The sequence below is a fragment of the Brevundimonas sp. DS20 genome, from assembly GCF_001310255.1.
In the GTDB taxonomy this organism is placed as follows: Bacteria; Pseudomonadota; Alphaproteobacteria; order Caulobacterales; family Caulobacteraceae; genus Brevundimonas; species Brevundimonas aurantiaca.
This window is the reverse complement of record NZ_CP012897.1, coordinates 803,900-824,710: the sequence shown is the minus strand read 5'-3', so window position 1 is coordinate 824,710 and position 20,811 is coordinate 803,900. Positions and strand designations below refer to the sequence as shown.

Here is a 20,811-nt window from a genome sequence, read left to right as displayed (position 1 = left end):
GGCGCCACACCCTCCCTCATGCGACCGGCGACGGGGGCTCCAGAGGGAAGACGATCTCCACCTCCAATCCTTCACTCGCCCAGTTTCGACTCAAGGCGCCGCCCAGTTGCCGGGCCATATTGGTTTGCAGCGAAGAGCCGAAACCCTGGCGCGTCGGCGCACTGACGGGCGGGCCGCCAACCTCGCGCCATCTCAGGGTCGCCTGACCGTCCTTGATCGCCCAGTCCACGCGGATGCGGCCGCCGCTGCGGCTGCAGGCTCCATATTTGCTGGCGTTCGTCGCCAGCTCATGCAGCAGCATGCTGAGGGGCTGAACCTGGTCGGGCGACAGATCGACCGGCGGCCCCTCGACCTCCACCGCCTCTTTCGGACACAGGGCGTCCAGTTCTTCCCAGACCACGTCCTCCAGCCGCCCGCCCTCCCAGCGCCGGCTGGCCAGGGAGGTCTGGGCGCGGGCCAGGGCGCCGATCCGCCCGGCCAGGATCGACTTGTAGTTTTCCAATTCGTCGGCGCGGGTCAGGCGCACCAGGGACTGGACGATGGCCAGAAGATTGCGCGCCCGGTGGTCCACCTCGTGCATCAAGAGGTTGCGGACCTCGGCGTTGCGCTTCTCCTCGCTGATGTCGCGCGCCTCGATCACGGTCCCGATCACCTGGGCGCCCTCGCCGTGGATGGGGCTGGCGGTGAAGGCGACGGGATAGAAGCCGCCGTCCTTGTGGACGAAGACCTCCTCCCCCTGGACGCCGGCCCGCTCGGGGAAGGCGCGGTCGATGGCGCATTCGGACAGGGGGAAGTGGGATCCGTCCGGACGGGTGTGGTGGATAACGTCGTGCAGCGGTCGCCCGGTGGTCTCCTCGAAGGCGTAGCCGGTCAGTTTTTCCGCCGCCCGGTTCATGAAGACGCAGTGCTGCCGGTCGTCCATCAGGAAGACCGCCATGGTGGTATTGTCGAGGATGACGTCCAGCCGCTGGGCCGTGTCGCGCAGCTGCTGCTCCACACGCCGGTATTCGGTCGTGTCCTGAATGGCGGCGTAGAAGACCGGGTCGTCGCCGTCGTCGAACAGCTGGAGCTTGACGGAGACGTCGTATTCGGACCCGTCCTTGCGTCGATGAACGGTGTCGAAGTCGAGCCGATCGACTTCGCCGGCGAGCAGCGGCCGGATCAGAGCCAGAAAGTCGTCGCGACGGATGCGGGGCTTCAGATCCCAGGGCGTCAGGCGGGACAGTTCGTCGGCGCTGTAACCCAGATTGTCCCGGGCGCCCTTGTTGACGAGTCGAAAATAGAAGTCCTCGACGCCGAAGATATAGACCTCGCTCGCGGCCTCCTCAACGATCCGCCCCAGGCGCTCGCTGGTCACCGCGATGGATCTGGTCATGCCCGGCGCCTGTCTCCGATGGTTCGGCGAACCTAGATAAGCCGCCTCTCTCTGGCAATGATTTTGATTATAAGGAGAAAATCAGTGCGAAGGATCGAAACAGGATGACCCAGGATCAGCTCTCGGACCGGTTCGGGCTTCAGCACGCGGCCTCGCGGGCGGAGGGGGCTGCGTCGGCCCAGGTGCGGCGCGGGCGGCTGGAGACGCTGAAGGCCCTGGTGCTGGAGCGGCGCGAGGCCTTTGCGCGGGCCATAGATGCGGATTTCGGGGCGCGGTCGGCGATGGAGACGGGGCTTTTGGAGGTCACGCCCCTGATCCGCAGCCTGGACCATGCGCGCGCCCATCTGGGGCGGTGGATGCGCGACGAGCGGCGTCCGGTGGACCTGATGTTCCAGCCGTCGCGGGCCTGGATCCGGCATGAGCCCCTGGGCGTCGTCGGGGTGATCGCGCCGTGGAACTATCCGCTGCTGCTGGCGCTCGGGCCAACGGTCGACGCCCTAGCGGCGGGCAATCGGGTGATGATCAAGCCGTCCGAGCTGACGCCCGCCTTCGGCGCCCTGCTGGAGGCCGCCGTGGCCGAGCGGTTCGATCCGGCGGTCCTGACCGTGGTCAACGGCGGGGTGGACGTGGCCCAGGCCTTTTCGCGCCTGGCCTTCGACCATCTGGTCTTCACCGGATCGACGCGGGTGGGGCGGGAGGTGATGCGGGCGGCGGCGGAAAACCTGACCCCGGTGACGCTGGAGCTGGGCGGCAAGTCGCCGGCGGTCGTGGCCCCCGACTATCCGCTGGACAAGGCGGCCCGGTCGATCGCCTTCGGCAAATTCCTGAACGCGGGCCAGACCTGTATCGCCCCCGACTACGCCCTGGTCCCGGCCGGTCAGGTCCGGGCCTTCGCCGAGGCGGTGCTGGATCAGGCGCGGCGGGCCTATCCGACCCTTCAGGACAATCCCGACTACAGCGGGGTGATCAGCGAACGCCACCGGGCCCGGCTGCGCGAGGCGGTGGCGGCGGCGCGGGCGGCGGGGGCCGAGGTGCTGGAGCACCCGGATGCGGGCGACGGGAACACCGGCAAGATCGCCCCGACCCTGGTGCTGAACCCGCCGAGCGACGGCCTGTTGATGCAGGAGGAGATCTTCGGCCCGGTCCTGCCGGTGGTCGGATACGACAGCCTGGATGAAGCCCTGACCTTTGTCGCCGCCCGGCCCCGGCCCCTGGCCCTGTACGGCTTCACCAACCAGACGCGGACGCGGGACCGGATCCTGGGCTCCGGCCTGTCGGGCGGGGTGACCCTGAACGGGACCATGCTCCATATCGCCCAGAACGACCTGCCGTTCGGCGGGGTCGGCCCCAGCGGCCTGGGCGCCTATCATGGGCCTGAGGGCTTCAAGCGCTTCAGCCATGCGCGGGCGGTCTATGACGTGGGGCCGGTCAACGCCTTTGAACGGCTGGGGCCGCCGTGGGACGGGGCGGCGGGCCGGCTGGCGCGCGCGGCCCTGCGGTTTCTGGCCCGATAGGCGGAGACGAAAAAGGGCGGAACCCTGCGGCCCCGCCCTTTCCGTTCGGACCTGAAAGGCCGTCAGTTGCGATAGGCCGGCGGCATCGGCGTCTGTTGACGATAACGGTCGCGCAGCAGCAGGGGCCGGCTGGTCAAGGGTTGCTCGACCCCGTCGATGAAGACGGCCGAGGGCTGGCTGAGCGGCTCCAGCGGGTCGCCGGACCAGACCACGACGTCGGCGGCGGCGCCCGGCGCGATCTGGCCGAACTGTCCGCCCATGCCGAAGATCTTCGCCGGATTGACCGTCAGGGCGGCGATGGCGGCGCCGTAGGGCAGGCCGTGGGAGACGGCGTTGCCGGCGTTGTAGCGAGCCTCGCGGGCGCGGTGGGTCGAACCCTCATTGCCCTTGATGGCGATGACGACGCCGGCCGCGTTCAGGGCCGCCGCATTCTCCATCCGCGCCGCCCGCATCTCGAAATCGCTGGGCAGGTTGGAGATGGGGTTCAGCAGCACCGGCACGCCGGCCGCGGCGATCTCGCCGGCGACCAGCCAGCCTTCCTCGGCGCCGTCCAGGATCAGCCTGATCCCTTCCTCGCGCGCCAGGCGCAGCACCTGCTGAATGTCTGACGCCCGGTGGACGGTGACGATCAGGGGCATCGAACCATTGGCGACCGGGATCAGGGCCTCCAGGTCCGCGCGCGACAGGCTGAGGTCGCGCAGGCCCGCCCGCTCATAGGCCGACTTGTTGCGGGCGTAGAGGCGGACCTCGGCCATCGTCTCCTTGAACAGGACGAACTGGGCCCCGCGGGCGCCGCCGGCGATGTCGGCCCCGGCCTCGCCGAACGGGGCGACCATGGCCACGCGCGGCTTGACCAGGATGTTCGCATCCTGACCCAGGTCGATGATCGCCGCCTGGCCGGCGAACAGGCCCGGCGTCTGATAGCCGCCGTCGCCGGCGCCGGCCGTCTCGTCCTCATGCACATGGCCGCCGGACGAGCCGGGGTGCTGGGGCACGACCACGGCGCGGGTGATGCCGCCCAGACGCGCCACCGGCAGGGTGAAGGACCAGGGGTCGAGGCCATAGGAGATGTCGAAGGCGGCGCTGAGGGTGTTGGACGCGTTGCGCAGCTCATTGGTGCCGCCGACCGAGCCCACCTCGGTCCCGGCCAGGCCGGAATCGACGGCGACGAAGCCAGGGGCGACCGTCTTGCCGGTCGCGTCGATGACGCGGGCGCCGGCCGGGGCGGCGCCCGTTCCGACCGAGACGATCTTGCCGTCGCGGATCACCACCGTGCCGCGCTCGATGACGGAGGTTCCGGTCAGAACCCGCCCGCCCGTGATCGCAACAGTGTCCTGGGCGACCGCAGGCGCGGCGACAGACAGGGCGGCCACAGCGGCCGCAAGGATGTGAGGCAGACGCATCAGCGGGCTCCTTCGGCGACGTTGGCGGCGGTCAGGCCATAGCCCGGCTGGCCCAGCTCGAAATCGCTGGTCGGCTGATAGGCGGGGTCAGTCCGGTCGAAGGCCAGGGCGCCGTCGATGAAGACCTGATCCGCGCGGGCGTAGATCGAGAAGGGATCGGCGCTCCAGATCACCACGTCGGCGCGCTTGCCGGCCTCCAGCGAGCCGGTCTGGTCGGCGACGCCGATGGCCTTGGCGGCGTTGGAGGTGATCCAGCTGATGGCGTGTTCTTCCGAAATGTTCAGGCCGGCGCGGCGACCGGCCGACAGGGCGGCGGCGGCCTCCTGATTCAACCGTTGAGTCAGTTCGGCGTCGTCGGAATGGATGACGGCGCAGGAGCCTTCGGGCGCGTCCACCAGGGCGGCGTTCTCCTCGATGGCGTCGAGCGCCTCCATCTTGAAGCCCCACCAGCCGGTCCACATGGCGGCGCAGATGCCGTTCTGGGCCAGTTGGGGGGCCAGCTTATAGGCCTCGGTGGCGTGGTGGAAGGTGGTGATGCGGTAGCCGAACTCCTTGGCCATATCCATCATCAGCGCCATTTCGTCGGCGCGGTAGCAGTGGTTCTGGATCAGGATCGAGCCGTCCAGCACCCCGGCCAGGGTCTCGTTCTGCAGGTTACGGGTCGGGGGAGAACCCTCGTGATCCGCCTGCCACTTGTCCCACTTGGCCTTGTATTCGCGCGCGGCGATGAAGGCGGCGCGATAGCCGGCCATATTGCCCATGCCGGTCGCCGGGCTCTGGTTGCGGCCGCCATAGACCCGCGACGGGTTCTCGCCGCAAGCCATCTTGAGCGTATAGGGGGCTTGCGGAAACTTCATGCCCTGCATGGTGATGGAGGGCGTATTGCGGATGGTGACGCCCCGGCCGCCGAACAGATTGGCCGAGCCGGGCAGGATGTGGAGCGTGGTCACCCCGCCGGCGCGGGCGGTGTTGAAGCCCGGATCCTGGGGCCAAAGCGAATGTTCGGCCCAGACCTGGGCGGTGTTCGGGCTGGTCGCCTCATTGCCGTCGCTCATGCCCTGGACCCCGGGGGACGGATAGACGCCCAGGTGGCTGTGGACGTCGATGATCCCCGGCGTGACATAGCGGCCGCGCGCCTCGATCAGCCGATAGCCCGCAGGGACGGGGGTCGAGGCGTCGCCGACGGCGGCGATCTTGCCGTCGGTGACCACGACCACGCCGTTTTCGATCTTGCGGTCCGTCCCGGTCAGGACCGTAGCCCCGACCACGGCGAAATTCTCGCGCGGCAACGGTTGATAGGTCGAAGGATAGGGGTCCGACCTCGTCGCCGGGTCCAGCCCGGCCGCCAGGCTCCTGTCCTTGGCCGGGGCGGTCCCGCCCTGGTCCGGCTCCGTCGTGGCGCAGGCCGACAGGCCCAAGGCGCACGCCAAGGCCGCGAGGCCGACGCCCCGCAGATGATGTCTGATCATCAGATCCCTCTCCCGACGACACGCCAGCCCCGGCGTGTCTTGCAGCAGTCATAGAAGGGGCTTGCCGCCCGGCCGTCAAAAGATTTCGACGTTCTTTCTCGATCGCGCCATGCTCGCACCGCCTGGGGAGTTGTGTTGGGCCGGTAAGGCGACCATCTGGGGTTCTAAGGCTCTTCGATACACGGACTTCCCCATGACCTTCGCCGACCCGACCCTGGACCCGCGCCCTTCCGGCGACCTGATCAAGGAAGGCACGGACGCCTCCTTCATGAAGGACGTGATCGAGGCGTCGAAGACCCAGCCGGTGATCGTCGACTTCTGGGCCACCTGGTGCGGCCCCTGCCGGACCCTGGGGCCGGCGCTGGAGAAGGCCGTGCGCGCCGCCAAGGGGGCGGTCAAGATGGTCAAGATCGACGTCGACGCCAACCCGGCCTATGCGGGCCAGCTGCGCGTGCAGTCGATCCCGACCGTCTACGCCTTCGTCAACGGCCAGCCGGTGGACGGCTTCCAGGGCGCTATTCCGGAGAGCCAGATCAAGGCCTTCATCGACAAGCTGACCGGCGGCCAGGGCGGGTCCGCCGAGATCGCTCAACTGCTGGAGCTGGGTGAAGAATCGCTGGGCCTGAACGACTTCGGCGGCGCGGCCCAGGCCTTCGCCCACGTCTTGTCGATCGAGCCGGAGAATGAAAAGGCCATCGCCGGCCTGGCGCGTGTCTATATGGCGGGCGGCGACGTCGAACAGGCGACCCAGACCATCGCCATGGCGCCGGCCGAGTCCAAGGAACCGGCGGTTCAGAGCGTGCGGGCCCAGCTGGCCCTGGCGGCCAAGGCGCCCGCCGGCGCATCGGCCGAGCTGGAAGCCAAGGTCGCGGCCGATCCGAACGATCATCAGGCGCGCTTCGACCTGGCCGAAGCCCTGAGCGCGGCCGGCGACTTCAAGGGGGCGATCGACAATCTTCTGTCCATCGTCCAGGCCGATCGCGAATGGAACGATCAGGCCGCGCGCAAACAGCTTCTGGTCATCTTCGAGGCGGCCGGCCTGGGGTCGGACGTCTCCAAGGACGGGCGGCGCCGCCTGTCCTCCATCCTCTTCTCCTAGGGCGGACCCTTCCATGCCCCAGGGCTATGTGCGCGCTTTGGACCTGCCCCAGGTCATTCCGGTGTTTCCGCTGGGCGGCGCCATCCTGCTGCCCCGCGGACAGCTGCCGCTGAACATCTTCGAGCCGCGCTATCTGAACATGGTGGACGACGCCATGGCGGGCGACCGGATCATCGGCCTGATCCAGCCCAAGGGCGGGACGCCGGCCCTGCCCGGCCTGTCTTCGGTCGGCTGCGCGGGACGGATCACCGGCTTCGCCGAGACGTCGGACGGGCGCTATCTGATCACCCTGACGGGCGTGTCGCGGTTCCGCGTCGCGGCCGAACTGCCGACCAAGACGCCGTATCGACAGGTGCGGGCGGCGTTCGACGCCTATGAGGACGATCTGGCGCCCCCGCCTGAGGAGCCGGATTTCGACCGCCACGCCTTTCTGGACGCCTTGCGGGACTACATGGCTCACCGCGCCCTGGAAATCGACTGGGACACGGCCGAGACCGCGCCTATGGAGGCCCTGGTCAACAGCCTGGCCATGGCCCTGCCGTTCGAACCCGCCGAAAAACAGGCCCTGCTGGAGTCGATGAGCCTGATGTCGCGCGCCGAGGCCCTGACCGCCCTGTTGCGGATCGACGCCGCCGACGGGGGCGACGACGCCGCATCGTCGATCCAATAAGGCCCGCCCATATGGCGCAAAGCACGCCGTGACCCTAAACAGCCTTTCCGACCTGGTTTTCGCAGACGACAGGAGCCCTCATGAGCGACGCCTTCCAGACGCCGGTTTCCGTCGACCCCCGCCTGCTCGAGGTGCTGGTCTGTCCGGTGACGCGGGGCCGCCTGACCTATGACCGCGAGGCCGGCGAACTGATCTCGCCGGGCGCCAAACTGGCCTATCCGATCCGGGAAGGCGTGCCGATCATGCTGGCCGAAGAAGCCAGGCCGCTGGACTGAACCGCAGCAGACGAAGACGAACCCACGGCTCGGGCGCCTCGCGCCGATCGGGCCCAAGCAGCGCAAGGCGCGATAGGCCCCAGACACCATGACCCTCAAAGTCGCCATCCAGATGGACCCGATCGAGGCCGTCAATATTGAGTCCGACACCACCTTTCTGATGGCCGAAACGGCCCAGGCGCGGGGGCACCGGCTGTGGGTCTATGATTTCCGCACCCTGGCCCTTGAGGAGGGTCGGCTCTACTGCCGCGCCCGTCCGGTCGCCGTTCGTCGCAAGGCCGGCGATCATGTCGATTTCGGCGACCCCGTTCGGCTGGATCTGGGACAGGACGTCGACGTGGTTCTGATGCGTCAGGACCCGCCGTTCGACATGGCCTATGTGACGGCCACCTATCTCCTGGAAACGATCCACCCTTCGACCCTGGTGGTCAACGATCCGGCCGAGGTGCGTTCGGCGCCGGAGAAGCTGCTCGTGACACGCTTCCCCGACCTGACCCCGCCGACCCTGATCAGTTCCGACCCCGTCCAGCTGGGCGACTTCCACCGGCGCCACGGCGAGGTGGTGCTGAAGCCCCTGCATGGGGCCGCAGGCTCGGGCGTGGTCCGGCTGAAGGCGGATGATCCCAATCTGGATGCTCTGATCGAAATCCACGCCATGGGATCGCGCGATCCTCTGGTGATCCAGAAATTCATTCCCGCCGTGTCCAAGGGCGACAAGCGGATTCTGCTGGTGGACGGCGAGCCGGTGGGCGCCATCAACCGAATTCCCGCCAAGGACCAGGTCCGGTCCAACCTGCGGGTCGGAGGCACGGCCGCGCCGGTCGAGCTGACGCCGCGCGATCTCGAAATCTGCGCCGCCGTTGGTCCGACCCTGAAGGAACGCGGCCTGATCTTCGTCGGCATAGACGTGATCGGCGACTGGCTGACCGAGATCAACGTCACCTCTCCCACGGGGGCCCAGCAGCTGAAGACCTTCACCGGCGTCGACGCCACGGCGCGGATGTGGGAGGTCATAGAAGCGAAACGCGCCGCACAGGTTGCGTAATCGCCACTTGAATTAGAGTTCAGTTCATGGTTCGTTCCTCGCTCCAAGGGGGGACGGAGCCATGGTCGCGCGAGTCGTTACGGTCGCCTTTGACGGGGTCGAGGCGCGGCGTGTGGACGTCGAGGTCCAGCTGGTCGGCCAGGATCAGCAGACGGTGTTCAACATCGTCGGCCTGCCGGACAAGGCGGTGGCTGAAAGCCGCGAGCGGGTGCGCGGCGCCTTCGCCGGGATCGGTCTGGCCCTGCCCTCACGGCGAATCATCGCCAATCTGGCCCCCGCCGACCTGCCAAAAGAAGGCAGCCATTTCGACCTGCCCATCGCCCTGGCCCTGATGGCGGCCATGGGGGTGATCGGGCCGGACGCCCTGGACGGCTGGGCCGCCATCGGCGAGCTGGGGCTGGACGGGCAGATCGCCAGGGTCGGCGGCGCCCTGCCGGCCGCCGTGGCCGCCGACGCTCTGGGCCTGGGCCTGATCTGCCCGGAATCAACGGGGCCGGAAGCCGCCTGGGCCGGCGGGGCGCGTATTCTGGCGCCGCGGTCCCTGATCGCCCTGATCAATCATTTCAAGGGAAGCCAGGTGCTGCGCGCGCCTGAGCCCGGCCCCCTGGCCGGCGGCAAGGCCGTGCCAGACCTGCGCGAGGTCAAGGGTCAGGAAGGCGCCAAGCGGGCGCTGGAGATCGCGGCCGCCGGGGGCCACAATCTGCTGTTCATCGGCCCGCCCGGATCGGGCAAGTCGATGATGGCCCAGCGCCTGCCCGGCCTGTTGCCGCCCTTGACCTCGCAGGAGCTGCTGGAGACCTCCATGGTCTGGTCGGTCGCCGGCCTGATCGAGCGGGGCGCCCTGACAAGGGACCGTCCCTTCCGCAGCCCGCACCATTCAGCCTCGATGGCGGCCTTGACCGGCGGGGGTCTGCGGGCCAAGCCGGGCGAGGCGTCGCTGGCCCATAACGGCGTCCTCTTCCTGGATGAACTGCCCGAATACAGCGCCCAGGCCCTGGACTCGCTGCGGGCGCCCCTGGAGACGGGCGAGATCGTCGTGGCCCGCGCCAACGCCCATATCCGCTATCCGGCTCGGTTCCAGCTGGTGGCGGCGATGAACCCCTGTCGCTGCGGCATGGGCGGGGCCGGGCGCGGCGCCTGCGGCAAGGCGCCCCGCTGCCAGCGGGATTATCAGAACCGGGTGTCCGGCCCGATGTTCGACCGGATCGACCTGACGGTCGAGACGCCGCCCGTCACCGCCGCCGACATGATCCTGCCGCCCCCGTCCGAGGGCACGGCCGAGGCCAAGGCGCGCGTCGCCGCTGCACGCGCCCTGCAGGAAGACCGGGTGCGGGCCGCAGGCCTGGATCCCGCCCAGGGGCTGAACGCCCGGGCCTCCGGCGAGGCGCTGGACCGGTTCGCCACGCCGGACGAGGCGGGGCGGATGCTGCTGATGCGGGCGGGCGAGGCCGGGGGGCTGACGGCGCGGGGCTGGACCCGCACCCTCAGGCTGGCCCGCACCATCGCCGACCTGGACGGCTGCGACGGGGTCTTGCGCCGCCATGTCGCCGAGGCCCTGATCTATCGCCGCAACACGGTCGGCGCCGAGGCCGATTTCGACCGCCGCGTCGCCGCCCGCTCCAGCCTGGCCGAGGCCGCCGGTCGGGCGGCCTTCATCCACGATTGATCCAGGGCCTCTTGAAGCGTCCTTAACTCCGCTCGGCTTAGACGTCGTCCCCTCGCAGAGACGGAACAGACCATGGCGCGGCGGGCGGCGACGAAACGAACCGAAGGCTCGGCGGCGACGGCCGATCCGGCCCAGCAGTTCCTGCGCCTGATGAGTCACGAGATGCGCACCCCCCTGAACGGGGTGCTGGGCATGATCCATCTGTTGCAGCGGACCCGATTGGACGGCGCCCAGCGCGCCTATGCCGAGAACGCCCGCCAGTCGGCCGAACACCTTTTGGGACTGGTCAACGACCTTCTGGACTATGCGCGGCTTGAGGCCGGGGCGCTGGAGTTCGACCTGGCGCCGGTCGATGTGGAACCCCTGGTCCGCAGCGTCGCCGAACTGCTGAGTCCGCGCGCCCATGACAAGGGGCTGGAGATCGTCTGGTCCGTCGGCGCCGACGTGCCCGACATCAGGGCCGACGAGGGCCGGCTGAAGCAGGTTCTGTTCAACCTGGCCGGCAATGCGGTCAAGTTCACCGAGACCGGCGGCGTCTACATCGCGGTCGAACGGCGAAACGGCGCCGGCGGGGCGGCGCACCTGGCCTTCATCGTCGATGACACGGGCCCCGGCGTGCCGCACGAAGCCCACACGCGCATCTTCGAAGAGTTCGGCCACGCCGACGTTTCCGACGCCGTGCGACATGACGGGGCGGGCCTGGGGCTGGCGGTTGTCCGGAAACTGGCGCGGGCCATGGGCGGGTCTGTCCAGGTCGCAGACCGCCCGGGCGGCGGCGCCCGCTTCTGTTTCGAGGCCGCCTTCGATGTCGTTCCCGGTACGCGAGGCCAGCCTCTGGCGGGCCTGACCGTCGCCGTCCGCTCGCCCAACCCCTTCGTCCAGGCCGCCGCCATCGCCCAGATCGAGGCGTCCGGTGGGCGGTTCGCCGCATCGGCGCCGGTCGTTCTGGTCGATCACGTCGGCGCCTTGTCCGGCGACTTGGCGCTTCCGCCATCGGACGGCCGGGGCGTGATCCTGCTGAAACCGTCCGAGCGCGATCTGATCGCGCGCTACCGCGCCCAGGGCTTCCACGGCTATCTGATCAAGCCTCTGCGCCGCGCCTCCCTCGCCGAACGGGTGCTGGCCGTCGCGGCCCAGGACGATCCCATGCGCGAGGCCGGCGCCGCCTCTCCGGCGGCTGAGGACGACCGGGTCGTCCCTGCCCGCTTCGCCGGGACGCGGGTCCTGCTGGCCGAGGACAATCCGGTCGGCGCCCTGCTGGCCCGCACCCTGTTGCAGCGCGAGGGCTGCATCGTCGAAACCGCCGCCCGCGGTCAGGAGGCCGTCGCCGCCCTGGCCCGCGCCCGTTATGATCTGGTCTTCATGGACATGCGGATGCCGGGCATGGACGGCCCCGCCGCCGCCCGCGCCATCCGTGCTGCGGGCGACGCCACCCCCATACTGGCCCTGACCGCCAACGCCTTCGCCGAAGACCGCCGCCTGTGCCTGGAGGCGGGGATGGACGACCATCTGGTCAAGCCGCTGGACGCCGAGGCCCTGCGCGCCGCCCTGACCCGCTGGACGAAGCGCGACATCCGCGCCAAGGTCGGCTGAGTTAACGGCGTCCGTCTCCGGCCGCCGCCGGAGCCGTGCATGACCGACCAGACCACCCCCGCCGAACCCGCAAGCCGTTTCGGCGGCCTGGCCGTCTATGGCGAGCGGCGCGTCTTCATCATGCTGCTGCTGGGGTTCTCGGCCGGTCTGCCCAATCTGCTGATCTTCGACACCCTGACAACCTGGCTGCGGGAAAGCGGCCTGACGCTGGAGGTGATCGGCTTCTTCGCCCTGGCGACCCTGTCCTATTCGCTGAAGTTCGTCTGGGCGCCGCTGATCGACCGGACAGCCATTCCCCTGCTGACGCCCCTGCTGGGGCACCGCCGGGCCTGGATGCTGGTGACGCAGGGGGTGATCATCTTCGGCCTATGGTCCATCTCAACGCTGAATCCCGCGAACGCCCTGATCGCCGTCGCCGGTTTCGCCGCCCTGGTCGGCTTCTTCGGCGCCACCCAGGACATCGTCATCGACGCCTGGCGGATCGAGGCGGCCGACGACAGCCGCCACGGCGCCATGGCCGCCGCCTACCAGATGGGCTACCGCGTCGCCATGATCGTCGCGGGCGCCGTCCCCCTGATCCTGGCCGATCTCTACAACTGGAACCTGTCCTACGCCGTCATGGCGGCCCTGATGGGTCTTGGGATCGCCGGCGTCCTGTTCGCGCCCCGCGAAAAGGCCCATTCGATCCGCCCCATCCCCGTCGGCGACGTGCCGTCGCGGCCTAGGCTGGAGGTGCTGGAGTGGGTCGCCCGTCTGGCGATCATCGGCGTCGCCGCCATGTTCCTCGGCTCGGGCCTGACAGGCCAGTCCGCGCCGCTGAACGCCCTGTTCGGTCTCTTCGGCCTGGGGGCGGAGGGCCAGGCTGCGGTGAAGGCGGCGTTGTCGGCCAAGCCCGAAGGCGTCTATCTGCAGTTCGTCTCGGTCTTCCTGGGCCTGGGCGTCATGGTTCTGGCCTGCTGGCCTCTGCCGGGACTGAAGACCCGCCCCGGCGCCTATCTGGCCGGATCCTTCGGCCAGCCGGTGGCCGACTTCTACAAGCGGTTCGCCGGCGTCGCGACCCTGATCCTGGCCCTGATCTGCGTCTATCGCCTGGCCGACTTCGTGCTGAACATCATGCCGCCCTTCTATATCGACCTGGGCTTCACCAAGACCGAGCTGGCCGAGGTGCGCAAGGTGTTCGGCGTGGTCATGACGACGCTCGGCGTCTTCATCGGCGGCTGGTCGGTGGCGAGGCTGGGCCTGATCCGCACCATGGTCATCGGCGCCTTCATGAGCCCGGTCTCCAACCTGGTCTTCGCCTGGCTGGCGACCCAGGGGCACAGTCTGTCGGCCCTGACGGTGGCCATCGGCGTCGACAACGTCTCTGGCGGCTACGCCGGGACGGCCCTGATCGCCTATATGTCCAGCCTGACCTCGATCGGCTTTACGGCCACCCAGTACGCCCTCTTCACCTCGCTGTACGCCCTGCCGGGCAAGCTGATCGCCTCGCAGTCGGGTCGGATCGTGGAGGCCTCGGCCCGGGCGGCGGAAGGGAACGGCCCCTTCGCGGGCCTGCGCGGCCTGTTCGCCAATCTACAGGAGGGCGTTTTGACCACCGGCGCGACGGCCAGCGGCGTGACGCCTGCGGCCCTGGGCGCCGGCTATGTGGCCTTCTTCCTCTATTCCTTCGTCATCGGCCTGTTCGGCATCGTCCTGGCCTTCGTCGTGGCCGGAAAACAGACCGCGCTTCAGGCCCGTCAGACGGCCGAAGACGTGGATCCCGCCGTGGCGGCGACCGAGGGCCAGCCGTCCTGAAATGCGAAGGCCCGCTGGTACGGACGGGCCTTGCGGATCATCCGATCAGTGTTTCGCCCGTTCCGCGCCCGAGCTGACGGCGGATCCGGCGGCCGAAACGTCGCGGCCGACGCCGGCGATGGTGTTGCAGGCCGAGACGGCCAGGGCGGCGGCGACGAGCGAGAGGGTGATGATCTTGCGCATGGCGAACCTCGTTTATGGTCAAGCTCCGCACGAACGCCCAAGCTTGGCCTCGGTTGCGCATCCCTGTCGCAAACAATGGATTTTCGCCGTCGTTCGGGGCTAAAGGGCCGCCATGTCCTTCACTGCCACCGTCCTGACCATGTTCCCCGAAGCCTTTCCGGGCCCGCTCGGGGTGTCGCTGATCGGCACGGCCTGGCGCGAGAAGGGGCTGTGGAGCCTGGATACGGTTGACATCCGCGCCTTTTCCACAGATACGCGCGGCTTCCTGGACGACACCCCTGCGGGCGGCGGTCCGGGAGCCGTGCTTAAGGCGGACGTGGTGGCCAGGGCGGTCGATAGCCTGCCTGGGCCGAAACGGCCGCTTTTGTACATGAGCGCCCGGGGTCGGCCCCTGACCCAGGCGCGCGTCAAGGAATGGGCGACAGCGGACGGAATCGTCGTGCTGTGCGGCCGTTTCGAGGGGGTGGATCAACGGGTGCTGGACGCCCGGGGGTTCGAGGAGGTCTCGGTCGGAGACGCGGTCCTCGCCGGCGGCGAGGCGGCGGCCATGGTCGTGATCGAGGCGTGCGTAAGACTGATCCCCGGAGTGCTCGGTTCAGGCGACAGCCTGTCGTCCGAAAGTTTCGAGGACGGGCTTCTGGAGCATCCGCAGTACACGCGACCGCGGACGTTTGAGGGGCTTGAGATTCCCGAGGTGCTGCTGTCGGGCGACCATAAGAAGGTCGCCGAATGGCGTCAGGCGCAGCGGGAGCAGACCACGCGGGAGCGACGGCCGGACCTCTGGCAGGCGCATCTCGCCAACTCACAGGTAAAGAGCGCCAAGCTCGAGGAGAAATGACATGAACATCGTTCAACAGCTGGAAGCTGAAGAAAAAGCCCGCGTTCTGGGCGACCGCAAGATCCCGGACTTCCAGCCCGGCGACACCCTGCGCGTCAATGTGAAGATCAAGGAAGGCGAGCGCGAGCGCGTCCAGGCCTTCGAAGGCGTCTGCATCGCCCGTGACGGCGGCGGCGTGAACGAGACCTTCACCGTCCGCAAGATTTCGTTCGGCGAAGGCGTCGAGCGGAAGTTTCCCATTCTGTCGCCGAACGTCGAGTCGATCGAGGTGAAGCGCCGCGGCGTCGTGCGTCGCGCCAAGCTCTATTATCTGCGCGACCGTCGCGGCAAGTCGGCCCGGATCGCCGAGCGTCAGACGGTTCGTCCCGCCAAGGGCGTGGTGGTCCCGGAGACCGGCGCCGCCGACAAGGGCGACGAAGCCTGATCCCAGGCGCGTTCGCAAAACGATAAGGGCCCCGGCGGCGACGCCGGGGCCTTTTTCTTTGTCCGGCGCGCGCCCCCTTACTGCGGAAACAGCGGATTGGACGCATCCCTCTGGCCTTCCAGACTGTGTTTCAGGCCTTCCATCTGATCATGGCCCGTCTTGATGGAGGCGTAGGCGCGGCGAATGGTTTCGCGGGTGGTGGCCGAGATGGCCGTGTCATCCAGAGCCTTGTCGAACTTTGCGGCGATGAACCCCTCGCCGCTGTTGATCGACCCCACCACGCTGTCGTCATTCCTCAGCAGGGCGTGTTTGACGTCCAGAAAGGCGCGGTGGGCCTTGGCCAGGATCGAGCCGTGAGCCTCAGGGTCGCCGCCCAGACCGCGCACGGCGGCCGACAGATCCTCGACCACCTGGCGGCGCTCCTCGCTGCGGCGTTCAAACAGGCTGCGGAAATGGGGATCGGTCGTCTCTTCGGCCGCCTGGGCGTAGCCGTCGGCGCTGTCCAGGGTGGTCTCGATCAGGCCGTTCAAGACCTTGATGTCATGGGCATTGGGATTGCTCATTGCGTCGGCTCCTCCGCTTTGGCGGTCAAGCGGACAATGGCCGGACGCGGCGAAGGTTGCCGGATGCGGCGCCGCGCCCGATCAACAGGCCGTCAGAGGGCGGTCCGCAGCGACCACAGCTCAGGAAAGCACCGCTTGGTCAGGGTCGTGGCCAGATAGGCCGCCCCTTCCGTTCCGCCCGTCCCACGGCGCCGGCCGATGATGCGCTCGACCGTGACGACGTGCTTATGTCGCCAGGTCAGCAGGGCGTCGTCCAGGTCGACCAGCTTCTCGGCCAGCTGATACAGGGCCCACCAGCGCTCCGTGTCCCGATAGACCTCGAGCCAAGCCGCCTCTACCGCCTCGGACGGTTCATAGGGCTGGGTCACGTCGCGGTTCAGCACGGCCTGCGGCACCGGCAGGCCGGCCTTGGCCAACTGGGCCAGGGCGTCGTCATACAGACTGGGCGACGCGATCGCCGCCTCCAGCGCCGCATGGGCCTGGGGTCGGTCCACATGGAACTTCAGGAAGGCGGGGTCCTTCAGCCCCAGCATGGCCTCGAAGCGACGGAACTGGTCGCTCTGGAAACCGGAGGACGCGCCCAGCACGCCCCGGAACCGCAGATAGTCGGCCGGGGTCATGGTCGCCAGAATGTCCCAGCTCTGGGTCATCACCGCCTGGATGCGGCTGACCCGCGCCAGGCTCTTATAGGCGGGGACCAGGTCGCCGGCCCGCACCAGGGTCTGGGCCAGGGCCACTTCGTGCAGCATCTGCTTCAGCCACAACTCCTTGGTCTGGTGGATGACGACGAAGAGCATTTCGTCGTGCTGATCCGACAGCGGATGCTGGGTCGAAAGCAGATCGTCCAACGCCAGATAGCCGGCGTAGGTCATGTCGCGGGATTGGGTCATGCGCCGCTATCGCCCGCGGCCGGGAAAGGCGCAAGTCCGCCTATTGCTGACCCTGACCCGAGACGTTGGCGGCCATCTGTCGGCCGGCGTCGAAGGCGTCGCGCGCGCCCTTATAGATGAAGCCGTAGGTCGGATAGACGGTCGTGCCCAGGCCGTTGATCGGATTGTACCAGACCTTGACCTGGGACCAGTCGTTGGCGGGCGAGACGTCCACGACGGTGACGTTTTCCTCGACCTTGCCGCGGCTGCCGCCCCAGTTGGCGTGGGTCACGCGCACCACCCGGTCGGTCAGAATGTCGGAAACGACGGCGACATGGCCGCGGCTCATCCGGCCTTCCGGGCGGAAGACCAGGACCGAACCGGTCTCGGGCGCCTTGCCCGTGCGGAACTTCTCGGCGGCCTGACGCCACCAGGTCCAGGCGTCGCCGAAGATGTTGATGCCCGAGAACATGCGGGCGAAGGTCACGCACTGCCAGTACGGCTCGTCAGCCTTTGCATTGGAGGGAACTGCGCCCAGTGCAAAAAAACCGAGGGTCGCCGCAACCGCGGCGGCTTTGAGCCGTTTTGTCATGCTGAGGCCGTATCCCGACTGCCGATGGTGTTTTTAGAACACAGGCTCTCAGGATTCGACAACCGTTTTCGACATACCGCCGTCAGGCGACGGACGGTCTTCTGTAGCGCTTGACACGGATTTCGGCCGCTCGGCCAACCCCCTCAAAGCCTGTCGCGCCGGGCGTTCGACCAGGTGATAGGAGACCGCCGCCACGACGGGCAAAAGGGCCAGAATCGCCAGCCACACGAAAATTTGAAGTTGCTTGTCAGCGGCGCCCGTCAGCTTCGCCGCCAGGCCGACGGCCAGCAGATTCCACGGCACGCAGACCATATAGACCGAATAGCTGATCTCACCCAGATAGACGGCCGGGCGCGAGGCCAGCCAGCCGGCGCTTGCATTGGGAAGGACAGCCAGGGCGAGGATCAGAGCGCCGGCGCACAGGACGGTGATCCCATCCCACAGCCCCAGGGCCGCGCTGACCATCATCAAGACGAAGGCGATCGCCGCCGCCCCGCCCGCCAGGAGAGCGGACAGCCGCTGCCCCACCTTGCGATAGACCAGATAGAGGGCGCACCCGAGGGCGAAACAGGGCACGATCCGAAGCGCCCCCCAGCGGATGGTGGCCTCCGTCAGAGGAAAACCCGCCGCCTGCTCGAACACGAAATACAGCACCGTCAGAAAGGCCGCCGCCCCAACCACGGCCGCGACCGGCTTGTCGCGCAGACGCCAGAAGACGAAGGCGAACAGGGGAAAGCACAGATAGGCGAACCATTCCGCCGAGATCGACCAGGACGGATGGTTCCAACCGGCCACCGGCGCCAAGCCCCAGGCGTGGAGCATCAGCAGATTGGCGGGAAGCGACGACCAGGACAGGACGTTGGCGTCCACGCTCATTCCCGCGATCAGAGCCGCCGCCGCCAGCCCTCCGACCCCGATCAGGGTGGCGAGATGCAGCGGATAGACCCTGGCGATCCGCGCCCACAGGAAGCCGCGATAGGAAAACCGCTTCTCGCCCGCCGCCTGAAGATAGACGTGGCTCAGAATGAAGCCGGACAGGACGAAGAACAGTTCGACGCCCAGATAGCCTTTGGCGACCACGGCCGTCTGCGGCGCCCCGGCCAGATTGGGCCAGAAGGTGTAGACGGCGACCCACAGGGCTGCGGCGAACCGCAGGGCCGTCAAGGGTCGAAGATCGGCAGGCGTCTGAACCGGGGTCATGGTCTCACCTTGGCACGTCAGGCTTTGCGAACCATGAAGGCCGCAAGAACGGCGCCTGCCGCCTTTTGGCCCGGCCGGGGCACTAACCGACCCAGGCCCCGTGGAAGCCGGCGGGCAGGGCGAAGTCCGCAGCCCAGCTGACGACCGGCCCGTCCGCGATCCGGGCGGCGTCGAACACATGCAGTTCGGTGCGACCGGCGTCCAGATTGATGGAGGGGCCGATCAGCCAGGCGTCCCGCTCGGCCGTCGCGCCGGGCTTGGGCGCGAACAGCACCTCTTCAACGACCTGATGGCGGCCGAAGGTGAAGCCCTCGGATCGACCCGTCTCCCAGTCCTGCAAGGCCAGGCCGGTGGGCAGAGGCCGGCCGCGCGTTTCTCCGCCCGTATGGACGGTCAGGCGTCGCTTAAGCCCCCGACGACGCGGATCGCTCTGCGGAAACTCCCCGACGGCGTTGGAGCGCGTCATTTCGGCCCGCCCGTCAGGTCGAAGGGTGATCAAGGCCAGGGTCGCCGGATCCCCTGGAACTGTGCCCTGCCCCTCCACCAGCACCCTCGCCCCATCGACGGCGAAGCGCGGATCCTCGGCTGCGGCGACATCGAAGCGAATGGTCCCGTCCGCCTCGGCCCAGGCGTCGCCCAGGTGGAAGTGGAAGAAGCCGGGCAGTTCATAGATCCTCCGCCGGCTCAGATCGTCCTTGTCCAGCACCATGACCTGGGTTCCCGCCTCAGGCCGCCAAACCAGGCCGTTGATGATCGGCGTCGCCTGGGTCTCGAACAGCCAGGGCTGCATCACCAGGATCAGATGCCGGTCAGTCGCCGTGAAGTCGTGCATGTAGCTGGCGCGCGGCAGACGCAGCACCTCCGCCTGATTCAGTCCCCCGTCGGGGTTTAACCGCCAGATCACCGCCCGATCGCCTGCCGCGCCGACGTTCCAGATCGAGCCGTCCGGTCCTCGACGCGGGTGGGCCTGGAAGGGCATGCCTTTCAGATCGCTCCGCAGGGTGACGAACGCCTGGGTGGACAGGTCGGCGGCGTCCATGGCCAGGGGCGACCCGCCCTCCCACAGGGCCCAGACCCGATCGCCCGCCGGCATGATCCCCGTATTGGCGGCGTTGGCGTCGTCATTGGAGCCGACTCGCGCGCGGGCGTCGCCGCGTGTGCCGAAGCCGGGGGTGACGACGGCGTCCAGCTCCGTCTCGGTTCGGCGCTTGGGCGTATCGGCGAAACGGGCCTCCAGCGTGGCCTGACCGTCCTGAATCCTAAAGGCCCGCATCAGGCCGTCGCCGTCGAACCAGTGGGTCGCCGATCCGCCCGGCCGACGGAAGCGCCCCGGCCCGTTGCGATAAAGCACGCCCTCCAGACCCGACGGCGCGCGGCCGTGGATCAGGCGCAGGGCGTGACGGGGCGCGTCGGCGGCGACATCGCGCGTCGCCAGGGCCCAGTCGGCCTTCATTTCGGCGACGGCGTTCAAGGCGGCGGCCGCGCGCGTCATTTCGGGCGTGGCCACGGCGGCGGACAGGGCGGCGGCGCCCATCAGAAAGGCGCGGCGGGAGGGGATCATGATCAGGCTCTTGAAGTTGAAAACGGCAGGTCGGCGGCGGGATCTATTTCAGCGTAATCGTCTGTTCGACCGACCCGGCCGCCGGGAAGCGGGCGCGGTCCCAGGAGGCCGGGCCCATATTGCCGACCGCATTGTTGGAGAAGGCGAAGGGCTCGGTCGGCATGCCGAAGGGATTGGTGTTCATCCGCCCGTCTGCGTTCAGATCGTGGAAGGCGCGCACCGCATAGTCGCCGTCGGGCAGGTCGTCGAAGGTGACGCGGGTCTCGCCTGCTGCGGCGTCCAGCTGGGCCGCCTTGACCGGTCGGCCCGCCTGATAGGCCTCGGCGCTGTCGAAGACGGCGACCATGATCCGGCCTTCTGCGGCCGCGTCCGGAAAGACGATGGTCAGGTCGGCGGCGAAGGCTGGCGCGGCGGCGAGAGCGGCGACGGCGGCGGAAAGGATGAGGGCGGAGAACTTCACGGCGGCGATCCTGTCGGGGTGAGAACCGACGGCCGGCTCTCGATGACCGAACCGTGCCGCCCGTCAGCCGCCGCCGCCAGCGGACTTGCGGCGCTGGACAGCCGGTTTTCGCCAGTGACCGTGCGCCGCCGCCGGCGAAGCGTGAACGCCCACGTCGGATCCGCCGCGCAAAGAAAAAGGCCCGGAACCTGGGTTCCGGGCCTGTCTCTCTGGGTGCT

The 20,811-nt window shown here is 68.5% G+C and carries 20 protein-coding genes; 10 read left to right on the top strand and 10 right to left on the bottom strand.

All coding sequences use genetic code 11. From position 1 onward, the window contains the following. Positions 1–16: 16 nt before the first annotated feature. Positions 17–1,375, bottom strand: coding sequence for a PAS domain S-box protein (locus tag JL11_RS03910; RefSeq protein ID WP_054764505.1), 1,359 nt, complete (start codon positions 1,373–1,375; stop codon positions 17–19). A 104-nt stretch (positions 1,376–1,479) separates the two neighbouring features. Here JL11_RS03910 and JL11_RS03905 point away from each other — a divergent pair, with 104 nt between their 5' ends. Further along, entirely contained in the window at positions 1,480–2,889 is a 1,410-nt protein-coding gene (locus tag JL11_RS03905; protein WP_054764504.1) for a coniferyl aldehyde dehydrogenase, read from the top strand. Between the two features lie 62 nt (positions 2,890–2,951). On the opposite strand, the gene JL11_RS03900 is transcribed toward JL11_RS03905, so the two are convergent. Both JL11_RS03900 and JL11_RS03895 read right to left on the bottom strand, forming a co-directional pair. Continuing rightward, entirely contained in the window at positions 2,952–4,292 is a 1,341-nt protein-coding gene (locus tag JL11_RS03900; RefSeq protein WP_054764503.1) for an amidohydrolase family protein, read from the bottom strand. After that, positions 4,292–5,761 carry an amidohydrolase gene (locus JL11_RS03895; protein ID WP_054764502.1) on the bottom strand — a complete coding sequence of 490 codons (1,470 nt, stop codon included), beginning with the start codon at positions 5,759–5,761 and terminating at the stop codon, positions 4,292–4,294. Before JL11_RS03895 ends, JL11_RS03900 begins: the two co-directional genes overlap by 1 nt. Positions 5,762–5,954: 193 nt before the next feature. Between JL11_RS03895 and trxA the strand changes: the two genes are divergently transcribed. From trxA to JL11_RS03860, 7 genes are all read left to right on the top strand, one after another. Continuing rightward, complete coding sequence (gene trxA / locus JL11_RS03890) at positions 5,955–6,860, top strand: thioredoxin (protein ID WP_054764501.1); 906 nt, start codon at positions 5,955–5,957, stop codon at positions 6,858–6,860. 13 nt (positions 6,861–6,873) lie between these two features. After that, complete coding sequence (locus JL11_RS03885; protein WP_054764500.1) at positions 6,874–7,530, top strand: LON peptidase substrate-binding domain-containing protein; 657 nt, start codon at positions 6,874–6,876, stop codon at positions 7,528–7,530. 80 nt (positions 7,531–7,610) lie between these two features. Next, entirely contained in the window at positions 7,611–7,805 is a 195-nt protein-coding gene (locus tag JL11_RS03880) for a Trm112 family protein (protein WP_054764499.1), read from the top strand. Positions 7,806–7,893: 88 nt separating this feature from the next. Next, positions 7,894–8,850: a glutathione synthase gene (gene gshB, locus JL11_RS03875; RefSeq protein WP_054764498.1), complete on the top strand. Its 957-nt coding sequence runs from the start codon at positions 7,894–7,896 to the stop codon at positions 8,848–8,850. Between the two features lie 61 nt (positions 8,851–8,911). Further along, positions 8,912–10,516: a YifB family Mg chelatase-like AAA ATPase gene (locus JL11_RS03870; RefSeq protein ID WP_054764497.1), complete on the top strand. Its 1,605-nt coding sequence runs from the start codon at positions 8,912–8,914 to the stop codon at positions 10,514–10,516. Between the two features lie 72 nt (positions 10,517–10,588). Next, positions 10,589–12,109, top strand: a complete 1,521-nt coding sequence (locus tag JL11_RS03865) for a response regulator (protein WP_054764496.1) — start codon at positions 10,589–10,591, stop codon at positions 12,107–12,109. Between the two features lie 39 nt (positions 12,110–12,148). After that, entirely contained in the window at positions 12,149–13,903 is a 1,755-nt protein-coding gene (locus JL11_RS03860; RefSeq protein ID WP_054764495.1) for an AmpG family muropeptide MFS transporter, read from the top strand. Positions 13,904–13,948: 45 nt separating this feature from the next. On the opposite strand, the gene JL11_RS03855 is transcribed toward JL11_RS03860, so the two are convergent. Continuing rightward, positions 13,949–14,086: an entericidin A/B family lipoprotein gene (locus JL11_RS03855; RefSeq protein ID WP_054764494.1), complete on the bottom strand. Its 138-nt coding sequence runs from the start codon at positions 14,084–14,086 to the stop codon at positions 13,949–13,951. Between the two features lie 112 nt (positions 14,087–14,198). Here JL11_RS03855 and trmD point away from each other — a divergent pair, with 112 nt between their 5' ends. Both trmD and rplS read left to right on the top strand, forming a co-directional pair. Further along, a complete protein-coding gene (trmD, locus tag JL11_RS03850) occupies positions 14,199–14,924 on the top strand; it encodes a tRNA (guanosine(37)-N1)-methyltransferase TrmD (RefSeq protein ID WP_054764493.1) in 726 nt (241 codons plus the stop codon). A gap of 1 nt (position 14,925) precedes the next feature. Continuing rightward, on the top strand, positions 14,926–15,348 hold the full coding sequence (gene rplS, locus JL11_RS03845) for a 50S ribosomal protein L19 (protein WP_054764492.1): 423 nt from the start codon (positions 14,926–14,928) through the stop codon (positions 15,346–15,348). Between the two features lie 77 nt (positions 15,349–15,425). On the opposite strand, the gene JL11_RS03840 is transcribed toward rplS, so the two are convergent. From JL11_RS03840 to JL11_RS03815, 6 genes are all read right to left on the bottom strand, one after another. Further along, positions 15,426–15,911, bottom strand: coding sequence for a PA2169 family four-helix-bundle protein (locus JL11_RS03840; RefSeq protein WP_054764491.1), 486 nt, complete (start codon positions 15,909–15,911; stop codon positions 15,426–15,428). 92 nt (positions 15,912–16,003) lie between these two features. Then, the gene (locus tag JL11_RS03835) at positions 16,004–16,801 is read right to left on the bottom strand and encodes a tryptophan 2,3-dioxygenase (protein ID WP_054764490.1); all 798 of its coding nucleotides are present in this window, start codon (positions 16,799–16,801) and stop codon (positions 16,004–16,006) included. Between the two features lie 40 nt (positions 16,802–16,841). Next, entirely contained in the window at positions 16,842–17,372 is a 531-nt protein-coding gene (locus tag JL11_RS03830; protein WP_054764489.1) for a CHAP domain-containing protein, read from the bottom strand. A gap of 48 nt (positions 17,373–17,420) precedes the next feature. Then, entirely contained in the window at positions 17,421–18,572 is a 1,152-nt protein-coding gene (locus JL11_RS03825; RefSeq protein ID WP_054764488.1) for an acyltransferase family protein, read from the bottom strand. An 82-nt stretch (positions 18,573–18,654) separates the two neighbouring features. Next, on the bottom strand, positions 18,655–20,133 hold the full coding sequence (locus JL11_RS03820; RefSeq protein WP_054764487.1) for a carotenoid oxygenase family protein: 1,479 nt from the start codon (positions 20,131–20,133) through the stop codon (positions 18,655–18,657). A 43-nt stretch (positions 20,134–20,176) separates the two neighbouring features. After that, complete coding sequence (locus JL11_RS03815; RefSeq protein WP_197273341.1) at positions 20,177–20,593, bottom strand: DUF2141 domain-containing protein; 417 nt, start codon at positions 20,591–20,593, stop codon at positions 20,177–20,179. Between the last annotated feature and the right edge of the window lie 218 nt (positions 20,594–20,811).

Excerpts from the sequence above, each read along its gene's own strand:
- JL11_RS03910 (WP_054764505.1), bottom strand. The coding sequence starts at position 1,375 with ATGACCAGATCCATCGCGGTGACCAGCGAGCGCCTGGGGCGGATCGTT.
- JL11_RS03905 (WP_054764504.1), top strand. The coding sequence starts at position 1,480 with ATGACCCAGGATCAGCTCTCGGACCGGTTCGGGCTTCAGCACGCGGCC.
- JL11_RS03900 (WP_054764503.1), bottom strand. The coding sequence starts at position 4,292 with ATGCGTCTGCCTCACATCCTTGCGGCCGCTGTGGCCGCCCTGTCTGTC.
- JL11_RS03895 (WP_054764502.1), bottom strand. The coding sequence starts at position 5,761 with ATGATCAGACATCATCTGCGGGGCGTCGGCCTCGCGGCCTTGGCGTGC.
- trxA (WP_054764501.1), top strand. The coding sequence starts at position 5,955 with ATGACCTTCGCCGACCCGACCCTGGACCCGCGCCCTTCCGGCGACCTG.
- JL11_RS03885 (WP_054764500.1), top strand. The coding sequence starts at position 6,874 with ATGCCCCAGGGCTATGTGCGCGCTTTGGACCTGCCCCAGGTCATTCCG.
- JL11_RS03880 (WP_054764499.1), top strand. The coding sequence starts at position 7,611 with ATGAGCGACGCCTTCCAGACGCCGGTTTCCGTCGACCCCCGCCTGCTC.
- gshB (WP_054764498.1), top strand. The coding sequence starts at position 7,894 with ATGACCCTCAAAGTCGCCATCCAGATGGACCCGATCGAGGCCGTCAAT.
- JL11_RS03870 (WP_054764497.1), top strand. The coding sequence starts at position 8,912 with ATGGTCGCGCGAGTCGTTACGGTCGCCTTTGACGGGGTCGAGGCGCGG.
- JL11_RS03865 (WP_054764496.1), top strand. The coding sequence starts at position 10,589 with ATGGCGCGGCGGGCGGCGACGAAACGAACCGAAGGCTCGGCGGCGACG.
- JL11_RS03860 (WP_054764495.1), top strand. The coding sequence starts at position 12,149 with ATGACCGACCAGACCACCCCCGCCGAACCCGCAAGCCGTTTCGGCGGC.
- JL11_RS03855 (WP_054764494.1), bottom strand. The coding sequence starts at position 14,086 with ATGCGCAAGATCATCACCCTCTCGCTCGTCGCCGCCGCCCTGGCCGTC.
- trmD (WP_054764493.1), top strand. The coding sequence starts at position 14,199 with ATGTCCTTCACTGCCACCGTCCTGACCATGTTCCCCGAAGCCTTTCCG.
- rplS (WP_054764492.1), top strand. The coding sequence starts at position 14,926 with ATGAACATCGTTCAACAGCTGGAAGCTGAAGAAAAAGCCCGCGTTCTG.
- JL11_RS03840 (WP_054764491.1), bottom strand. The coding sequence starts at position 15,911 with ATGAGCAATCCCAATGCCCATGACATCAAGGTCTTGAACGGCCTGATC.
- JL11_RS03835 (WP_054764490.1), bottom strand. The coding sequence starts at position 16,801 with ATGACCCAATCCCGCGACATGACCTACGCCGGCTATCTGGCGTTGGAC.
- JL11_RS03830 (WP_054764489.1), bottom strand. The coding sequence starts at position 17,372 with ATGACAAAACGGCTCAAAGCCGCCGCGGTTGCGGCGACCCTCGGTTTT.
- JL11_RS03825 (WP_054764488.1), bottom strand. The coding sequence starts at position 18,572 with ATGACCCCGGTTCAGACGCCTGCCGATCTTCGACCCTTGACGGCCCTG.
- JL11_RS03820 (WP_054764487.1), bottom strand. The coding sequence starts at position 20,133 with ATGATCCCCTCCCGCCGCGCCTTTCTGATGGGCGCCGCCGCCCTGTCC.